The sequence below is a fragment of the Oleiphilus messinensis genome, assembly GCF_002162375.1.
Classification (GTDB): Bacteria; Pseudomonadota; Gammaproteobacteria; order Pseudomonadales; family Oleiphilaceae; genus Oleiphilus; species Oleiphilus messinensis.
Genome location: NZ_CP021425.1, coordinates 6,307,588 through 6,324,926, shown reverse-complemented (window position 1 = coordinate 6,324,926; position 17,339 = coordinate 6,307,588). Strand labels below are relative to the sequence as shown.

Below are 17,339 nucleotides of genomic sequence, written 5' to 3'. Positions count from 1 at the left end.
TAATCTTTCGGTCATTCAAGCCCGATTTAATCGATCAATGAAATGAAAATATTAGTGATAAGTGATGTTCACGGTAATCTGCCAGCATTGGAGTATGTGCTGAACGCAGAACAGCATGTGGATTTGACGATCTCTCTTGGTGATGTGGTCGGCTACGGTCCCTGGAGTAATGAGTGTGTTGATTTGCTCGACAGTCTCGATCAACGGGTGCTGGTGTCGGGTAATCATGAAACCGCATTTCTGGACGGACAGTACCCGGGTAGCCATCCTGTTGCCCTGGCATTTTTTGACTTTTGTTTTTCAAGATTCAACAGACAGAAAAAAATTTCGATCTATCAGGCATCATACTTGAAGGACAACGTTGAGTTTGTCCACACGATCAATGATGCATACATTTTCCCGGATACGGAAGTATCGATCCACCGTGACACATTTATCGGGCACTCTCACCGTATGTTCACAAAAAGTGTCAACGGATATGCTTTAACCAATGTCGGCAGTGTCGGGCAGAACAGAGTAAATATCGATGAAATTAACTATGCTATCTGGAACACAGAACTAAACTCAGTCGAACTGATTAGAAAAAACTTCAATGTGGACTACCTTATCAATGAGATGCAGGTGCAAGGCTATCCCGAAATTTGCATCGACTATATAAAATCGAAACGTACCTTGTAACTATGAGCAGACATACCGCTATCGCTGTTACCGGCACCGGAAGTTTAATTGGTCAAGCGATTATTAAATCGATATTAAGGTCGGATCTATGCGACGAAATTGAGCTTGTTGGCATGGATTACTTTGAACAAACCGTTGGTTCATATTGGACGGAGAAAAATTATTTATTGCCGGATATTCTCAATCCCGATGTAGAGGAACAATCCTGGCTTAATAGCATTATCAGCATATTGTCTGAAAATGCGGTGAAACTGTTGTTCATTGGAGTCGATTTTGAACTGCCTCTGTTTGCGAGGTATAAATCCATGATTGAGGAAGAGACTGGCGCGCGCTTGATGGTGTGTTCATCCCAGGTCATTGAGATTGCCAATGACAAGTATCTGACCTATCAATTTCTGAAAGAAAATGGTTTACCTCATCCCAGGTCTTTTCTACCCGGTGAGCTCGACTTCGCGAATCTGGATTACCCTCTGATTGTTAAACCCAGAAAGGGAGCCAGAAGTGTCGGTCTGCATAAAGTAAGTTGCGAAGCAGAATTAAAAACGGCATTGCACAGGGTGGATGATCCAATTATTCAAGAATGTGTCGGAACAGATGATGATGAATATACCTGCGGGACAATTTTCCTGGACGATCGATTGCAAAAATCCATTGTCCTGAAAAGAAGCCTGAAAGAAGGCAACACCTATATTTCTCATTTTAAAAATGATTTTCCGACGCGAATAACCGAATATTTAGAGGCTGTAGCAAACTGCCTGAAACCATATGGTGCCTGTAATTTTCAGTTGAGACTTGATCCCGATGGCACACCAAAAATATTTGAAATAAATGCAAGACATTCCGGTACCACTTATATTCGCTCTTTATTTGGTTACAAAGAAGTTGAGTACATCGTGAATCATTTATTATTTGAAAAAGCAATCAGCTTCGATTTGAGGGAAGGTACGGTCATTCGCTACTACGAAGAGTCACTCGTACAATAACGTTTTCAGTTTAGTGCTATGAATATTCTCATTACAGGCGCAAATGGTTTTATCGGGAGTCATATAAAGAAACATCTGGGGCAAAAACACCGGATATATTCAATCGTCAAGACAACCCCTGAAGATCCGAAAGATGAAGAGATCATTTTGGATCTGGCGGATGTTGAATCCGTCAGGTGCAATGTGCAGAAGGATGGTTTCGCAGACCTTCCCGTAGACGTCATAATTCATACTGCAGGTGTGTTATGTGGTGCAAATCAGACGAAAGATCTGTCTGTTTTTCACCGGAATAATGCCATCACAGAGAGCTTGGTCTGTATCGCACAAACGTTAAATCCAGAAAAAGTAATCAATTTATCAACTATTGGTGTCTATCCTAACGCAAGTGGAACCTATGACGAAGGATCGATAATCAAGCCTTCCATGAACGCCGAGTGCCTATACAGTCTTTCCAAATTCTGCAGTGAAGAACTCCTGTATTTTTTCTTAAAAGACAAAATGCAGGTGGTTAATCTCCGTCTTGCTCAGACTTATGGTGAGGGTATGCGAGAAGACCGAATTTTTTCCATTATGCTCAGGGAGTTGCTTGAAGAGAATACCATAACCGTCTTTGGAGCCGGGCAACGGGAAAGTGCATTTATGTCGGTTGAATTTCTGGTATTGAAAATAGGTGAAATAATCAATCACAGGGCTCAGTTGAGCGGTACTTATAATTTGAGCGAGAGAAATATGACTTATTCCGAGCTTGCGCGCCTGATCATCAGTGAACACGGAAATGCTGCTTCAAGAATACGCTACAACGAGAAAGGTGTGAGATCCAGAGTCAACATAAACTCCGAAAAGCTACTTACAGAGCTGAATCAATATGTATAAAAAAACCCTGATTATTGCTGAAGCGGGTGTTAATCATAATGGTGATATTGAGTTGGCGAAAAAGCTGATCGATATTGCTGCTGAAGCCGGCGCAGATGTTGTCAAATTCCAGACATTTATTGCAGAAAACGTCATATCGAAAAACGCGGTTAAAGCGGAATACCAGACAAATAATACAGGTACTTCGGAGAGCCAGCTCGATATGGTGAAAAAACTGGAGCTATCATTCGATGATTTTGTATTGTTAAAAAGTTACGCCGAAGAAAAGGGAATTGAATTCCTGTCTACGCCTTTTGATCTGGAGAGTATTTCGTTTCTGGATAACCTGGGTGTACGACTATTCAAGATACCGTCCGGTGAAATTACAAACTTGCCTTATCTGGAACAAATAGCAGCCCGTAACAAGGAAATTATCCTTTCAACCGGCATGGCATCCATGGCTGAAATAGACGCCGCTGTTAAGGTCTTGGTTAATTCTGGCACGGCCAGAGACAAGATTTCGATTTTGCATTGCACAACGGAGTATCCTGCACCTTTTAGCGATGTAAATCTTCGGGCTATGCAGAGTATTCGTGATGCGTTCAATTTAAGTGTGGGCTATTCAGATCACACCAGTGGTATTGAAGTTGCGATCGCGGCAGTGAGCCTTGGCGCTGAAATTATCGAAAAGCATTTTACTCTGGATAAGACAATGGAAGGCCCGGATCACAAGGCCTCACTGGATCCTCTGGAATTAAAAGCAATGGTCCACGGGATCAGAAATGTAGAGGCAGCACTCGGGACCGGGGTAAAAGCACCCGCTGAATCAGAGAAAAAGAACATTCCGATTGCCCGAAAAAGCATTCATCTCAAGCAGCAACTGGACAAGGGTCATGTTCTGACCGAAAACGATTTGATTATGAAAAGGCCTGGAGACGGCATTTCACCCATGGAATACAAACGACTGATTGGTTGCATACTCAGGCGGGATTGTATTGCAGATCACCAACTTGAATATGAAGATATAGAGAATGAGAGTCGGTATTCTAACGAGCTCGAGGGCTGACTACAGCCAATACTTACCTTTACTCAGGCAACTTGATCGTACCCCTGAAATAGATTTTGAGATCATCGCCTTCGGGACACATCTTTCCGATAAATTCGGTAAAACGATAAAGCAGATCGTTTCAGATGGTTTTGAAGTTTGCCATGGGTTAGACACCTATGTCGATGGTGACCGGCCGCAATCGATCTGTGAGTCAATGAGCAAAACGATCCTTGCCTGCTCTGAAGTGTGGGAGAAAACCCGTTTTGACTTGATCTATTCACTCGGGGATCGCTTCGAAATGTTTGCGGCTTGTTCCAGTTTACAGCCTTATAATATTCCTATAGCGCATATTCACGGTGGCGAAGAAACTGAAGGCGCGATAGACAATGCGTTCAGGCATGGGATAACGCATATGTCATCCCTTCATTTTCCTTCAACGGAGGTTTACAGACAGAGAATTGTTGATTTAAAGGGTTCGGATAGCAATGTCTACAATGTTGGTGCCTTGAGTATTGATAACTTGAGCAAACTAAAGCTCTTATCCAAATCAGAATTTTTTCAAGCGTTTAATATTAACCTCGATCTACCGTCCGTCTTAGTTACTTTTCATCCGGAAACGATCAACTTTAAATCCAATCAATATTATGTTGAACAACTCACGGCCGTACTAAGCCGATTAAAAAAATATCAGATTATCATCACCATGCCCAATGCTGATACCAGTAGTGCAGTGATCCGGGATAGATTGAATGCATTTATCGTAGAGCACGAAAACGCTGTTGGCGTGGAATCGTTTGGAACGTTGGGTTATCTAACTTGTATAAAACACTGTGCCTTTATGTTGGGAAATACCTCCAGCGGATTTTTGGAAGCATCCTATTTTCCGACCAAAGTTGTGAATCTCGGAAACAGGCAGAAAGGCCGAATCCTCACGGCGAACATCGTGACGGTTGAAATTGAAGAGTCTAAAATTCTGCAGGGGATAGATGAGATATTAAGTCGAAAATTACCTGAAAAAATCGATATTTTTGGTCATGGAAATGCCGCTGAAAAGATCGTGGCCGCAACCATTGCAGCGGTTCATAACCGGTGAACGGACTTCTTGTTATTCCGGGTAAGATCAACATGCACTTCGATCCCGTAGTCCAGAAATCTGAGTTCAAAAACCGTAGTTCAAAAGCCGTAGTTCAGAAGTTGTAGATCAGAAATCATAGTCTGAGCAATTGCCTTAATCGGAACACAAGCAAAGCATGCCCGCCTATGTCCTTCTGGTAAAATGCCGTATTAGCACTGTTATCGCGCCAAAAATAGCGCCGATAATTGTACCTAAAATACAAATAGAAGAGCGCTTTGGTGCATTTTTAACTTCTGGCACAATTGCGGGATCAATGACGTTAAACGCGAAATCCTTGCGCACACTTGCCAGTTTAACTGTTTGAAGTTCTTTTTGGAGTAGCGCATACATTTGGTTCTGTAATACGATTTCGTTGGTTTCACTAATTTGTTTTTTTAAAAACTCAATACTCTCTTGGGCTTCGTTTATTGCTTTTTCTCTTAAGTAAGAGTTTGCTTTGGTTATTATCTTATTTGCCCATTCTGCTGCTAATTCAGGGTTATACCAACGTACATTCAACGTGACCAGGCCTGTTTTGCGATCATGAATTATCTCTATAAGTCCGCTGAATTTTTTGAATGCCTTTTGCAAGCTCGGTGGCTTTTGCCCATCTTTAAGTGACCATTCTTTAGTTTCTTTATCCCAACTCTTTTCATAGAGAATGGGTAAAAGATTGTTTTCGTCGATAAAACTCATCATAAAAATACGCGACTGAATCATCGCGATGTTTGTAGCCGTATTTTCTGCCGATGGGAGTGATATCCCGGTTAGGGATGCTAATTCTCCTAATCTTCCGAGTGGGGCGCGTGCGGATCTTCCATCGGAACCCACTGTTGCGACGGTGACATCCGCCAGATAAATATCTGGCGTTCGAAGTGCAAACCATACCGACCCTATTGCAAAAATTGTGGTCACAATTGCGATTTGGATTTTGTGACGCCAAAGGAGAAGTATCAAGTACCAGAGATTTATCTCTTCCTTAACAAGAAATGTTGTTCCATTTTGACTATCTATTTGCATTTTTTGACTATTGCCCTAGCACTTCGAGTAAGTACACAGAGTGAATACACCGAGTATTTTGAGCATTGCTCGAGTCAGATCTCTGTGGAAATATATGAATATGGTTGTTTGTAACTATCGTTTACCTACGGCGACGCATCGATTAAAACTTCTCCGTAGGTCAGGTCTGTCAGGTTTTCACCAGATTGGTCCACAGCGGTTAAAGAGACGTCGTACGCACCGTAAGCCAATTCCTCGAGAATGCCTTGCTCAATATACCATGAGTTATTCTCTATGTTTGCAACATAAGAAACTTTATTGATTGTTGCTTCAACCGATTTTATCGAGCTCGAAACCATTCCAGATAATGCGGGTTTTCTCTCACTCGTATTCACTTTGTTTACCGTAACGAATTCGCCACGATTATGCTCAGCATTAAATTGGGTGTAATATGCTTCATTGCTTACCATTTGATAAGCGAGCTCTTCATTGACGACACTTCGAGTGAAAAGTACGCCCGGTGATTCAACCAGCGCCGATGTCGTCGACACTTCCAAATTGGGAAGCCATTTCATTTTTTGATCATCTGCTTCAGTGTTGGAGTTTGCGAGCTCAGCCACATCAAAGCTTTTGCCGTAATCCCCGCTGATTAACGCCAATACATTACTCGTTTTGTGGCCATGATAAGGATAATCCCCCCCGGCGCTATTGTGTGTGCTGGTCAGAACCATGTACAGTTTGCCACGATTATCAAACGTGATAGATCCTGGCATATGAATCTCTACGTCCGGGAACCTGTCATTAACGTGAGGGAGCAATTCTTTTGTGATCCAGCTGCCATTGGCTTGCCGCATTGCTAACCAGGCTTCATAAGGTCGATAGTCCAGTCGACAATACAGAATCCAGGGGCGACCCAACGGATCCATGGCCATATTGCCAACAAAATAATCCACACCATCAATGGGTATCGTATCCCCGGTAACTATTTCTACATTCTCTGGCAATATTGGCGTATTAAAGGTTTTGTTATCCTTGCCCTTCCAAGTGAGGCCGCCATCGCTGCTGTGTATATAGCCGATGAAATAGCCTTTCCCCGGTAATTCTCCAAACGGGGCTTCAGCGATTGTGAATCCAAGATGTATGGATTGCCCGTCGCTTCCGACCAGCATAGACTGGAAATATATAGTCGAATAGTAATCCGGATGAGCATTGCTGAGCCAGCTTCCGATGTTCCCTTCGACGACCGGTTTTGCATCGGACCATTCCCCGTTTTTGGGTCGTCGATAAAAAGATAAGTACCAAGGTTCCTGCCATCGGGAGTGTCGGGCAATGAGCACCAAGGTATCATCGGCCAGCACGCCAAGCGCGGGGTATGTGCCGTTGGTACCAAATAATTCAGTTTCTCCCCATGCGGAAACGTCGTTTGGTTTTAAGGATTGTTTATAGCGAAAGGTGCCGCTGTGAGGATAGTACACAATGTGGAGAAACCCTTCCGAGTCCGCAACCATCGCGGCACCACCATGATTGTCTTCTGCAGTATCAACCGTGTAGGTTTCGCCCCATGTATTGCTGGACTGGTCTAAGGTTCTTACCCGGATAAAAAAAGTGCCATCTTCTTCATCGAGCCAAGTGACATGGGTTTTATTGCCAATGGTCACAATTTTGTTTGAATCCGGGTAGGCAGTTGCCCTGTCACTGCTTACTCCAGACAGTTTGAACGCGTTCTCGAGTCCGGTGACAAAGAAATGTTTTTTAGATTGATTACCAAAACGATCAGTGAAAACGACTGCGTCAGTTCCACTAAAACCTGATTGAGGGGTGTATTGATAGATATTTTCCGTTATTTTCTCAATCATGCCATTTACCGGCTCGATTGAGAGCGTCCAGTTGGTTTTTGTGTCACTGATACAAAACTGCTTTGAACTTTTTGACAAGAGCGCGATGACATCATTATGCCCGCTCTGGTCGCAAGCGAGAATACTCTGATCCCCTTCTGAATTCTCGGATGCGGAATCCCCCGAAGACTTGCATCCTGCAAGTACGCAGATAAACGAGAGGAAGAATATTTGCAGCAAATATCGTCGCATTTTGAACCTATTCAGTAAACCAGGTGTTTAAGTCAGATCGATGTCGGGGGTTTATTTATAGTTCTGTTGAGCCAGCTTGAAATCATTCATTTTTCCGATATCAAGCCAATACTCATGGACGGGAAATACTGAGACGGTATGATCATTTTTTATGTAGTTATCCAGTAAGGTCGGCATATCAATGTTCTGGTTCGGTTCGACTCCGGTTGCCACTTCACTGTTGATTACATAGATGCCGGCATTGACAAAAAACTTTTGGATCGGCTTTTCCACCATTGAGAGTATTTTGTGGTTCTCTGTCGTGATTACACCGTAGGGCACTTGATATTCATATTCTTTGACACACATGGTTGCTATTGATTCGTGCTCATTGTGGTACTTGAGTAAGTGAACAAAATCCACCTTGGTCAAGACATCGCCATTCATGACGATGATGGGGAGCGAATTAATATCTGCCGGCAGCAACCCTAAAGCACCCCCGGTACCTAACGGCTGATCTTCGTGGATATAGCGTATGGTGACCCCCCATCGACTGCCATCACCAAAATGATCTCGAATCATTTCGGGCATATAATGAATCGAGATAAAAAAATTATGGAATCCTGCTTCTATAAAGCTGTCTAAAATGGTCTCCAGAATCGGCTTTTCACCGACTTTCAGCAGCGGTTTTGGGCAGCTATTGGTGAGCGGTTGTAGTCGGGTACCGAAGCCTCCCGCCATTAAAAACACCGGATTGTCGTATTTCTTTCGCTTTGTCAGGTGCTGGAGCGTTTCGACGCCTACCAGTTTATTGCCACGCAAGATGGGAATAAGCAAGAGGTCAAAGGTTTCCATCAAATCGAGTATGCTCGACCGGGAAGCACCCTCGTAAACGACTTTAGGTTCCTTGTTCATGACTTGTGAGACTGGACCTTCCAATGGAATATTTCTGAGTAAGCCACGACGTATGTCGCCATCGGTCACCATTCCCAAAAGTTGATCATCTTCGGTGACTAATGCTGCCCTGAGAGATTCTTTGTCGATGACTTCGATTGCGCGTAAAATGGAATCGCTTGGGTGAATTATTATTTTTTTCCAGTCGTAACTCATACTCGATGCCTTTGAATATCGATCGCTCTATGTTTGGCGTTGGTTGCACGTTTTGACGCGGCTTCCCTATCAGCGAAGCGCAACGACTTCGTTTGCCCCGGGAGGAGGGTAAGGCGTTAACTCGTCCTCTCTCAGACAAATCTTGATTAACTTTTCCTCTGCACCCAGATCCGCCAATAACTTGGCTAAATATTGAAGAGACTTTTTCTTGTTGAAAATGGCAAGGATTGTCAGTCCAATCAGCTTCGAATCAACCATTAGATTTGAATTTTTCACATAAAAAAGCCCCAAGCGGCTTTTCCAGGGTCTAATGATTTGGTTGTAAACTAAATCAGGGTTGTCTCTTCCAGCCAGAATATCCCCTTCGTCTGAAAATACGATAGATGAGAAATCGGTTATTCCCGGCCGAATGGAGAGTAACCCCTGTTCCTCGAGCGTATAAAGATCAGTATCGGCTTTCACATTGGGTCGGGGTCCAACCAAACTGATGTGGCCCATAAGCACATTCCACAACTGGGTCAGTTCATCGAGCTTGAATTGTCTGATAAAACGTCCCAGGCGAGTGATTCGCACGTCATCTGCCGCTGTAGAATCCACACCATTTTTATCGGCATTTATGACCATGGATCTGAGCTTGACCATTCTGAATGCTTTGCCATCCTTGCCAACACGGTTGGCGATATAGAGCGGGGAGTGCCAATCCTGGAACCAGATCAAAATCATCAGTAAGGTCAGAAAAGGGGCTAATACAATTAAAGCCACAGCAGCGATTAAGGTATCAAATAATCGTTTCACGCAAGCTCTCCGCAGGAATCGTTTTTCCAATTAAAGATAAAACTTTATTTACGATGGAAGTATGGTCTAGCTGATAAAAACTGCGTAAATAGCCTTGGTCACCGACGACCGAGGAATATTGGTCTTTCAAGCCGATCTGACCGAACTTGATTTTCGGCACATCCTCCAAGGTGAGCACTTCTGCAACGGCACTTCCGAGACCACCCAGAATATTGTGTTCTTCTACCGTCACAATCGCTTTCGTTTCTTTCGCGGCTTTGATAATCGCAGCGCGATCGATGGGCTTGACGGTATGCATAGAAATGACACGTGCGCTAATACCCTGAGCGCTCAGCTTTTCTGCAGCCAATATACTCTCAGTAAGTATTCCCCCGGTTGATATTAACGTGATATCGTTGCCATTTTTAACGGTTATGGCTTTGCCCAGTTCAAATTGGCATTCTGCCCAGTGGGGTTCTTTGTTGCCGCCTTTTTCGATTCTCAAATAGCCAACGCCAGGACGCTGAGTGAGTTGTTCCGTTGCGTATCGAGTTTCCCAGGCTGTTCCGGGGGCAACAACGGCGATATTGGGAAGGGCCCGCATAATGGCGATATCTTCAGTTGCATGATGGGACATCCCTAACGAGCCGTAGGTAAATCCCCCACCGGAAGAAACGATTGTAATATTGGCATTGTGATAGGCGGCATCATTTCTAATTTGTTCCAAGCACCTGAGTGTTGCAAAATTAGCAATGGAATAGGTAAATATGGTTCGGCCTTCGAGAGCCAAACCAGTGGCAACGCCAGTCATGTTTTGTTCCGCAACCCCTACATTCAAATACTGCTTGGGGAACCGCTTCGCGTACTCAGTAAAAACACCGAAACCGAGATCCGCGGTGATAAACATAATACTTGGATCATTTTCAGCTAATTCGGTTAATTTTTCGACAAACGCATCTCTCATATCATCTAGCTCTTCTCGAGTTCCTGCTTTGCAGCCAAATACTCTTCCCCTTGCGCGCTTCGATAGTGCCAAAGTACCGAGTTTTCCATAAACGACACACCTTTTCCCTTGGTGGTGTGGGCAATGATGCATAGGGGTTTGTTACCCGTCTCTTGCCTCACAGAGAGGGCTTCTCTCAACTGAACATGGTCATGGCCGTCTACTTCTTTTACTTGCCAGCCAAACGATATCCACTTATCTGGAAACGGATTGAGATTCAGCGTTTCATCTGTGGTATCGATGCTCTGCAGTTTGTTGTGGTCTATCACAACGGTTAGATTATCCAGCTTATGGTGAGACGCAAATAATATGGCTTCCCAGTTTGATCCCTCATCGCATTCACCATCACTCAATATTGAGAATACTCTGTGAGTCTTTTGGTCCAACTTGGCGGCATAAGCCATCCCGCAGGCAACCGGAAGCCCGTGACCAAGAGAGCCCGTAGATAGTTCAACACCGGGCACGCCTTTATGGGATACATGACCGGATAACACGGAGCCATTCTGATAGTGAGTGCGCAGTTTGCTTACGTCAAAAAAACCACTTTCTGCCAGTGCTGCATAGACTGCAGCCCCTGCATGCCCCTTGCTCAAGATAAACCGGTCTCGTGCATCCCAGTCTGGATTGCTGCTCTCAAACTGCATGATGTCCCTATAGAGAACCGCGACAACATCTGCAATGGAAAAGATTGACCCGATGTGGGAACTCCCTCCCAGATGCGTCATATCTAAAGTATGCTGTCTGATTTTTAACGCCAGCGCTTCACTATTTGACATGATTTTTGATCTTCATTTTGTAAGGCCTCACCAGCGTCTGGAATTCAGCTTTTGTAAAAGGACTTGATTGCTTCTGCGACAACAACGACTTCTTCGTCAGTTATCGAGAGGTTGAGCGGCAGTAACAATATTTCTTGAAAAAGTTTGGTTGTTTTCGGTAATTCAGTCTTGAAACCGAGTTTGGTAAATTGATGAATCGCTTTCCCGGACCACTGAATCAGAGTACCAATGCCTTGTTCTTTCAAATATTGCTTCAGTTGATCCCGGTTTTCGGCACGGATCTCATAATTTTGGAAAATGTCAAAATGAGCAGAACCAGACTCAGGTTTAGGTGGAAGGATTACTTCAGTGACATCGGCTAAAAGTTCATTGTATAGCGCGGCGATATGTCTGCGTCGACCGATAATTTCCTCGTATTGAGGCAATAAATGATTCAGTATTGCGGCTTGAATATTATCCAGTCTGGTATTGAAACCCCAGCATTCGACATCGCCTGTGGTTTCGTCCCGGCCATGATCACGGAGCAGTAACAATTGCTTGTGTACATCTGGATCATTGGTTAGCACTGCTCCGCCATCACCAAGACATCCGAGGGTCTTCGCAGGATAAAAACTGATTGCGGACGCGACACCGAAAGTGCCCGCCGACTGGCCTTTAAATTTTGAACCCAGTGCCTGCGCTGCGTCTTCAAATAGTTTTAAACCGTGCTTGTCGGCAATTTTTGTAATCTTATCCATATCACAAGTACGGCCATTCAATTGCGTCGGCATTATCGCTCGGGTTTTTTCCGTAATGGCGGCCTCAATGGCGTCTGGATCGATTAGCAGGTCTTCGCCCGCTTCAACCGGAATGGGAACGCCACCGGCAAAATGAATCGCGCTGGCCGTGGCAACCATGGTGTGAGATGAAATAATAACTTCGTCACCGGCTTCAATTCCCCCGGCCATGCAGGCCAATTGAAGGCCATCTGTTGCATTGGCCACACCAACGGCATACTTGGCGCCAGTGTATTTCGCCAGATTCGATTCAAACTCCCTTAAATCCTTCTGCATGATGAATGCACCGCGTGATGCTACATCCGCGATAATTCTCATAAAGTCGTTTTCATGTTTCTTGAAAACATGTGGGTAATCAAAAAATGGAATATTGTTCATAAATGTCCGTATACCGTAGTTGGGAGTATATTCTCGTTCACCAATAGAAAGCCCAATGAACGGCTCAACTGCTACAAGGCAAGTCTGAAGAATTCAAACAATGAGTTTTTGGTTGTCAAGGCATCACGCCCGAAAAATCCGATCAGGATATGAACAAGATATATTGAATTGTCTGTTTAACTGTCTTTAAAGATATATCCATTGATGTGATTGTCAAATCTCGGCTTTTAAACATACTTAAGCGACACACAACCGAGAAATCAGTCTTTCTACAATAGTCACGTTTTGCACTCTTTCGTTTCATGTATTAGACCTATTAAGTGTAGTACACGGTTTTATTATGAGAGATATTTAGTTGCACCATTCGCTATAAGTTGAAAAAACAGGATAAATCGAGAGGCCAATGAAAAATATAGCCATAATTGGGGCAGGTGAATTGGGTAGCCGACATTTGCAATCTTTTGCTACCTTTAGAGAGCCACTCAGAATTCAAGTTGTGGATCCCAATGCGGGAGCACTTGTCAAAGCGAGGGAGCGGTTTGACGATGTGCAGAATGGCACTTCAACACACCTATCCGCAACATTTCTGGAAGAGCTTGATGATTTAGAGCGCGAAATTGATTTAGCGATCATCGCCACGACGGCCAATGTAAGATTAACTGTTCTGCAAAAACTAGTGGCGCTGAAGCAAGTCAGGTTTTTGATTTTGGAAAAAGTGGCTTTTCAATCTCAGGCAGAGTGTGAAAGCGCGCTCAACCTGATCAAGGGGGCAGGCATCGAGGCTTGGGTCAATTGTCCAAGACGCCTGTATCCGGTCTACAACGAGCTGAAAAAACGATTTGAGAATGAAAAAATAAGCTCAATAAAGGTAACCGGAATCAATTGGGGCATGGCATGTAATTCAGTGCACTTTCTGGATTTATTTGCTTATTTATCATCATCCACAGATTATAAAATTGACACTGGGATGCTGGAAAATCGGATCAAAGAAAGTAAACGAAGTGGTTTTCTCGAAGTATTGGGTTGTATCACAGGCGCTTTTGAAAATGGCGTCGAATTTGAGCTTGAGTGTATCGAAAGCGATGCACCGCCCAGAGTTCAGATTCATATCAACTCGATTAACTTTAATATCACTGTTAATGAAGCGTTAGGGGAGTTGACGATTACGGATCTGAGAAACAGGGAAACCAAAACAAACAAATTTAGTCTACCCTATCAAAGCAGCTTGAGTGCATCCGTTGCATCCGACATTTTATCGAGTGGGCGGTGTGCATTACCTTCAATCGAAGATGCTGTTTCAATTCATATACCCTATTTGAACGCCCTCCAGCATCATATTGGTATGGTTTTGGGGAAAGACATTAAATGCTGCCCAATTACTTAAAGAGACCGTATGCGATGACAAATGTTTGGCTGATAGGCGCGGGGGGCATGGCCGCTGACTATGCTAAAGTTCTGAGTGCCCTAAATTGCGATTTGACCGTGATTGGTAGAGGTGAGCATTCAGCTCAAATATTTCGAGAAAAAACCGGATTATCTGTGTTTCAGGGAGGATTGGATCGGTTCCTCGATTCGGCCAGTATCGTACCTGATGCTGCTATAGTCAGTGTTGGAGTTGAGCAACTGGCGCCTGCGACACTTCAGCTTTTAAATTATGGTGTAAGACGAATACTGGTCGAAAAACCCGGTGGACTGAATGCTCAAGAAATTGCTGAAGTGAATTCGGTTGCGGCAAAAAAAGGCAGTTGTGTTTTTGTAGCTTACAATCGTCGTTTTTACGGCTCTGTTCTTGAGGCAGAAAAGATAATTCAAGCAGATGGTGGGGTGTTGTCGTTTAATTTCGAAGTCACTGAGTGGGGCCACATCATTGAAAATATTCAGAAAGCTGAGGGCGTAAAAGAAAGTTGGTTTCTGGCGAATACGACTCATGTCGCTGATTTGGCATTTTTTATGGGAGGAAAGCCTCGGGAATTGTCTTCGATTGCTAACGGTGGTTGTGACTGGCATCCATCCGCAACCATTTTTGCCGGCTCGGGAATCTCAGAAGCCGACGCGCCTTTCACCTATCATGGTAACTGGAGTGCACCGGGAAGCTGGGGGGTCGATATTTCAACCTCCAGTCATCGTCTGATTTTCAAACCCATGGAAAGTCTTAAGATTCAGAAGATTGGTTCAATTGCAATTGAATGCCACGCGTTTGAAAACGAACTGGATGACAAATTTAAACCGGGTCTTTACCTGCAGACCAAGAGTTTTCTTAGCAATAATGATGAGCGATTGTGCACGATCCAAGAACAATTGAGTGCGGTAAAAACCTACTGCCAAATGGCTGGCTACGCATTACCGACATTTGATGTTTGTACGTAAAAACAATAACTACTCAATCGGGTGAACGATATGGATGTTCAATGGTTAAAAGAGCAACTGAAAAAAATTGAAGCGATTTCCGATCAGCAGTGGTTGGATGGTTTGAGCGACAGAAAAATAAAAGAACTTGAGTTTCACGATAAAGATCGAGATCCCTCGAGGATTGAGTCACTAGATCAAGATACGTACGAGCGGTTTTATGGTAATCGTAAGTACTATCAGGGCACGCGATTGTCAAAAGAATACGTGGACGACTGGATAGTGAAAAACTGCAAAGACCGGGTCTTCCTCGATTATGCATGTGGAAATGGATCGAACGCCATTAAAGCTGCACAAGCGGGCGCCAAATTGGCTATTGGCTTGGATATAAGTCGCGTTTCCGTTGAAAATGCTAAAGCCGAAGCTAAAAGGCTCGGATTGGAAGACAACACCTATTTTGTGCAGGCTGACGCTGAAAATACCAAACTTCCAAATGATGCGATTGATTCCGTGATCTGCAGTGGTATGTTGCATCACCTTGATTTATCTTATGCTTTTCCAGAGCTCAGACGAATTTTGCGTCCCGGTGGAAAAATCCTCGCCGTTGAAGCGTTAGACTATAATCCTCTTATCAAACTTTATCGATATCTTACGCCTCAGATGCGTACCGACTGGGAAAAAGCCCATATATTAAGTCTCAAAGATATCCGATTTGCTGAGCGGTTTTTTGAAGTTGGGGAAGTTAAATATTGGCACATTACCAGCATCCTCGCTACCTACATGATTTTTGCTTTCAAGTTTTTAAACTGGTTAGATCGGTGCCTGACCAGAGTGCCGTTCGTGAGGCTCATGTCATGGATTTTCACGTTTGAATTGATCAAACCCCTAGAGGAAAAATGAGTCATAGTGTGAATAAAATAAGAGTTATCCCCAGGCTCGATGTTAAGGGTAGAAACGTTGTAAAAGGCGTACACCTGGAGGGCCTCAGAGTAATGGGGGCACCGGAAGATTTTGCCGCGGAATATTACGCAAGCGGTGCAGACGAGATCATCTACATGGATAGCGTCGCCAGCTTGTATGGTCGAAACAATCTCCACGATATTGTAAAAAAAGCGGCCGAGAAAATTTTCATACCGCTCACTGTCGGCGGTGGTATTCGATCCATCGAGGATGTGCAAGGATTGCTAAAGGTCGGCGCTGACAAAGTGGCGATTAATACTGCTTTATTCAAAGACCCGGAATTGGTCACGCGTGTGGCGGAACGCTATGGATCGCAGTGCATGGTGGTATCCATTGAAGCGGTAAAAGCTGAATCCGGAAGATACCAATGTTTGACTGATAACGGGCGTGAAAGTACGGGTGTAGATGTTATTGAATGGGTTGATAAAGTAGTTGAACTCGGTGCAGGAGAAATTCTGCTGACTTCGGTTGATCGTGAGGGCACTGGAACCGGGTTTGATCTGGAGTTGGTCAAGCTGATTGCGGAGCGGGTGACTATCCCAGTTGTCGCATGTGGGGGGGCAGGAAAAGCAAATCATGCCATTGATGCCATCAGAACAGGGAAAGCGGATGCAATCAGCATTGCTTCGATGTTCCATTATGATGCCGTTAGAAAAATCGAACTCAGAAAAGATATCAGCGAGGGAAATCGGGATTTTTTAATGAAGTCTACCTCAGCCACACAACATCAATTGCGTTCAAATATAGAAGCGATGTCCATTCGCCAATTGAAGCGTATTCTCAAGGACAATCATATCAATACTCGAATTACCGATTAGTGTCTGAACTGGATAGCCATATGATAGCAATAATTGATCTGGACCTCGGTAACCTGCATAGCATTGACAGAGCAGTTCAAGCCGTTGGTGGCAGCGCTTTGATAACCGACGAAGTTTCAGTCATCAGGGATGCGGATCGCCTTATTTTGCCCGGGGTCGGTTCCTTCAAAGCGGGAATGAGCAGTCTTATCAACAAGAACTTGATCGGGACTATCCTCGAGCACGTTGATAGAAAAACGCCCATATTGGGCATCTGCCTGGGGATGCAACTGTTAATGAGCCGTAGTGAAGAAAATGGAACCTGTGACGGTTTGGACTTGATACCTGGAAACGTTATACATTTCAGCAAATTCAGTGAATTTAATCCCGCAAACAAAGTCCCGCATATTGGTTGGAGCTCACTATTGGCTCGGCCCACTCAATCCTGGAGCAATACAATCTTTGCCGATGTTGGTGAGGGGGAAGACTGCTATTTTGTGCATTCCTATTGTGTTGTTCCCGACAATCCAGAGCATATTCTGGCATCAACGCACTACGGTGAATTTGAATTCCCTGCGGCAATTCGCAAGAACAATGTGGTGGGGTGCCAGTTTCATCCAGAGAAAAGCGGGCAGGTTGGCTTAAAAATCATAAACAATTTTATCAATAATATTTAGGG

17 protein-coding genes are annotated in these 17,339 nt (G+C 44.1%); 10 read left to right on the top strand and 7 right to left on the bottom strand.

Annotation, left to right across the window (positions count from 1 at the left end; all coding sequences use genetic code 11):
* Positions 1-42 precede the first annotated feature (42 nt).
* From OLMES_RS27590 to neuC, 5 genes are read left to right on the top strand one after another with little or no spacing between them, the layout of a single operon-like run.
* Positions 43-678 carry a metallophosphoesterase family protein gene (locus OLMES_RS27590; protein WP_087464226.1) on the top strand — a complete coding sequence of 212 codons (636 nt, stop codon included), beginning with the start codon at positions 43-45 and terminating at the stop codon, positions 676-678.
* A gap of 2 nt (positions 679-680) precedes the next feature.
* Positions 681-1,661 (top strand): ATP-grasp domain-containing protein, encoded by a 981-nt coding sequence (locus tag OLMES_RS27585; RefSeq protein WP_087464225.1) that lies wholly within the window; start codon positions 681-683, stop codon positions 1,659-1,661.
* 18 nt (positions 1,662-1,679) lie between these two features.
* Positions 1,680-2,534: an NAD-dependent epimerase/dehydratase family protein gene (locus tag OLMES_RS27580; RefSeq protein WP_087464224.1), complete on the top strand. Its 855-nt coding sequence runs from the start codon at positions 1,680-1,682 to the stop codon at positions 2,532-2,534.
* A complete protein-coding gene (neuB, locus tag OLMES_RS27575) occupies positions 2,527-3,579 on the top strand; it encodes an N-acetylneuraminate synthase (RefSeq protein ID WP_087464223.1) in 1,053 nt (350 codons plus the stop codon). Before OLMES_RS27580 ends, neuB begins: the two co-directional genes overlap by 8 nt.
* A complete protein-coding gene (neuC, locus tag OLMES_RS27570) occupies positions 3,545-4,654 on the top strand; it encodes a UDP-N-acetylglucosamine 2-epimerase (protein WP_087464222.1) in 1,110 nt (369 codons plus the stop codon). The genes neuB and neuC overlap by 35 nt, the downstream gene beginning before the upstream one ends.
* 165 nt (positions 4,655-4,819) lie before the next feature.
* On the opposite strand, the gene OLMES_RS27565 is transcribed toward neuC, so the two are convergent.
* The 7 genes from OLMES_RS27565 to OLMES_RS27535 all read right to left on the bottom strand — a co-directional run bounded on the left by OLMES_RS27565 (position 4,820) and on the right by OLMES_RS27535 (position 12,557).
* Positions 4,820-5,695 (bottom strand): GNVR domain-containing protein, encoded by an 876-nt coding sequence (locus OLMES_RS27565; protein ID WP_087464221.1) that lies wholly within the window; start codon positions 5,693-5,695, stop codon positions 4,820-4,822.
* A 125-nt stretch (positions 5,696-5,820) separates the two neighbouring features.
* Positions 5,821-7,761, bottom strand: coding sequence for a BNR-4 repeat-containing protein (locus OLMES_RS27560; protein ID WP_087464220.1), 1,941 nt, complete (start codon positions 7,759-7,761; stop codon positions 5,821-5,823).
* A 51-nt stretch (positions 7,762-7,812) separates the two neighbouring features.
* Positions 7,813-8,850: a nucleotidyltransferase family protein gene (locus tag OLMES_RS27555; protein ID WP_087464219.1), complete on the bottom strand. Its 1,038-nt coding sequence runs from the start codon at positions 8,848-8,850 to the stop codon at positions 7,813-7,815.
* A gap of 69 nt (positions 8,851-8,919) precedes the next feature.
* The gene (locus tag OLMES_RS27550; protein ID WP_087464218.1) at positions 8,920-9,645 is read right to left on the bottom strand and encodes a sugar transferase; all 726 of its coding nucleotides are present in this window, start codon (positions 9,643-9,645) and stop codon (positions 8,920-8,922) included.
* Entirely contained in the window at positions 9,629-10,588 is a 960-nt protein-coding gene (locus OLMES_RS27545; protein WP_087464217.1) for a transketolase family protein, read from the bottom strand. The genes OLMES_RS27550 and OLMES_RS27545 overlap by 17 nt, the downstream gene beginning before the upstream one ends.
* Positions 10,589-10,593: 5 nt before the next feature.
* Positions 10,594-11,403, bottom strand: coding sequence for a transketolase (locus OLMES_RS27540; RefSeq protein ID WP_087464216.1), 810 nt, complete (start codon positions 11,401-11,403; stop codon positions 10,594-10,596).
* 44 nt (positions 11,404-11,447) lie between these two features.
* Entirely contained in the window at positions 11,448-12,557 is a 1,110-nt protein-coding gene (locus OLMES_RS27535) for a DegT/DnrJ/EryC1/StrS family aminotransferase (protein WP_087464215.1), read from the bottom strand.
* Between the two features lie 403 nt (positions 12,558-12,960).
* On the opposite strand from OLMES_RS27535, the gene OLMES_RS27530 reads away from it, so the two are divergent.
* The 5 genes from OLMES_RS27530 to hisH are packed head-to-tail and all read left to right on the top strand — an operon-like array spanning position 12,961 to position 17,337.
* Positions 12,961-13,941 (top strand): Gfo/Idh/MocA family oxidoreductase, encoded by a 981-nt coding sequence (locus OLMES_RS27530; protein WP_087464214.1) that lies wholly within the window; start codon positions 12,961-12,963, stop codon positions 13,939-13,941.
* 14 nt (positions 13,942-13,955) lie between these two features.
* The gene (locus OLMES_RS27525) at positions 13,956-14,924 is read left to right on the top strand and encodes a Gfo/Idh/MocA family protein (protein ID WP_087464213.1); all 969 of its coding nucleotides are present in this window, start codon (positions 13,956-13,958) and stop codon (positions 14,922-14,924) included.
* Positions 14,925-14,954: 30 nt separating this feature from the next.
* Complete coding sequence (locus OLMES_RS27520; RefSeq protein ID WP_087464212.1) at positions 14,955-15,803, top strand: class I SAM-dependent methyltransferase; 849 nt, start codon at positions 14,955-14,957, stop codon at positions 15,801-15,803.
* An 8-nt stretch (positions 15,804-15,811) separates the two neighbouring features.
* Entirely contained in the window at positions 15,812-16,681 is an 870-nt protein-coding gene (gene hisF, locus OLMES_RS27515; protein WP_087464708.1) for an imidazole glycerol phosphate synthase subunit HisF, read from the top strand.
* A 20-nt stretch (positions 16,682-16,701) separates the two neighbouring features.
* Positions 16,702-17,337, top strand: a complete 636-nt coding sequence (gene hisH / locus OLMES_RS27510) for an imidazole glycerol phosphate synthase subunit HisH (protein ID WP_087464211.1) — start codon at positions 16,702-16,704, stop codon at positions 17,335-17,337.
* Positions 17,338-17,339: the final 2 nt, after the last annotated feature.

Coding starts and splice junctions, on each gene's coding strand:
- OLMES_RS27580 (WP_087464224.1), top strand. CDS start 1,680: ATGAATATTCTCATTACAGGCGCAAATGGTTTTATCGGGAGTCATATA.
- OLMES_RS27540 (WP_087464216.1), bottom strand. CDS start 11,403: ATGTCAAATAGTGAAGCGCTGGCGTTAAAAATCAGACAGCATACTTTA.
- OLMES_RS27565 (WP_087464221.1), bottom strand. CDS start 5,695: ATGCAAATAGATAGTCAAAATGGAACAACATTTCTTGTTAAGGAAGAG.
- OLMES_RS27585 (WP_087464225.1), top strand. CDS start 681: ATGAGCAGACATACCGCTATCGCTGTTACCGGCACCGGAAGTTTAATT.
- OLMES_RS27535 (WP_087464215.1), bottom strand. CDS start 12,557: ATGAACAATATTCCATTTTTTGATTACCCACATGTTTTCAAGAAACAT.
- OLMES_RS27530 (WP_087464214.1), top strand. CDS start 12,961: ATGAAAAATATAGCCATAATTGGGGCAGGTGAATTGGGTAGCCGACAT.
- neuC (WP_087464222.1), top strand. CDS start 3,545: ATGAGAGTCGGTATTCTAACGAGCTCGAGGGCTGACTACAGCCAATAC.
- OLMES_RS27555 (WP_087464219.1), bottom strand. CDS start 8,850: ATGAGTTACGACTGGAAAAAAATAATAATTCACCCAAGCGATTCCATT.
- OLMES_RS27545 (WP_087464217.1), bottom strand. CDS start 10,588: ATGAGAGATGCGTTTGTCGAAAAATTAACCGAATTAGCTGAAAATGAT.
- OLMES_RS27520 (WP_087464212.1), top strand. CDS start 14,955: ATGGATGTTCAATGGTTAAAAGAGCAACTGAAAAAAATTGAAGCGATT.
- OLMES_RS27590 (WP_087464226.1), top strand. CDS start 43: ATGAAAATATTAGTGATAAGTGATGTTCACGGTAATCTGCCAGCATTG.
- neuB (WP_087464223.1), top strand. CDS start 2,527: ATGTATAAAAAAACCCTGATTATTGCTGAAGCGGGTGTTAATCATAAT.
- hisH (WP_087464211.1), top strand. CDS start 16,702: ATGATAGCAATAATTGATCTGGACCTCGGTAACCTGCATAGCATTGAC.
- OLMES_RS27525 (WP_087464213.1), top strand. CDS start 13,956: ATGACAAATGTTTGGCTGATAGGCGCGGGGGGCATGGCCGCTGACTAT.
- OLMES_RS27560 (WP_087464220.1), bottom strand. CDS start 7,761: ATGCGACGATATTTGCTGCAAATATTCTTCCTCTCGTTTATCTGCGTA.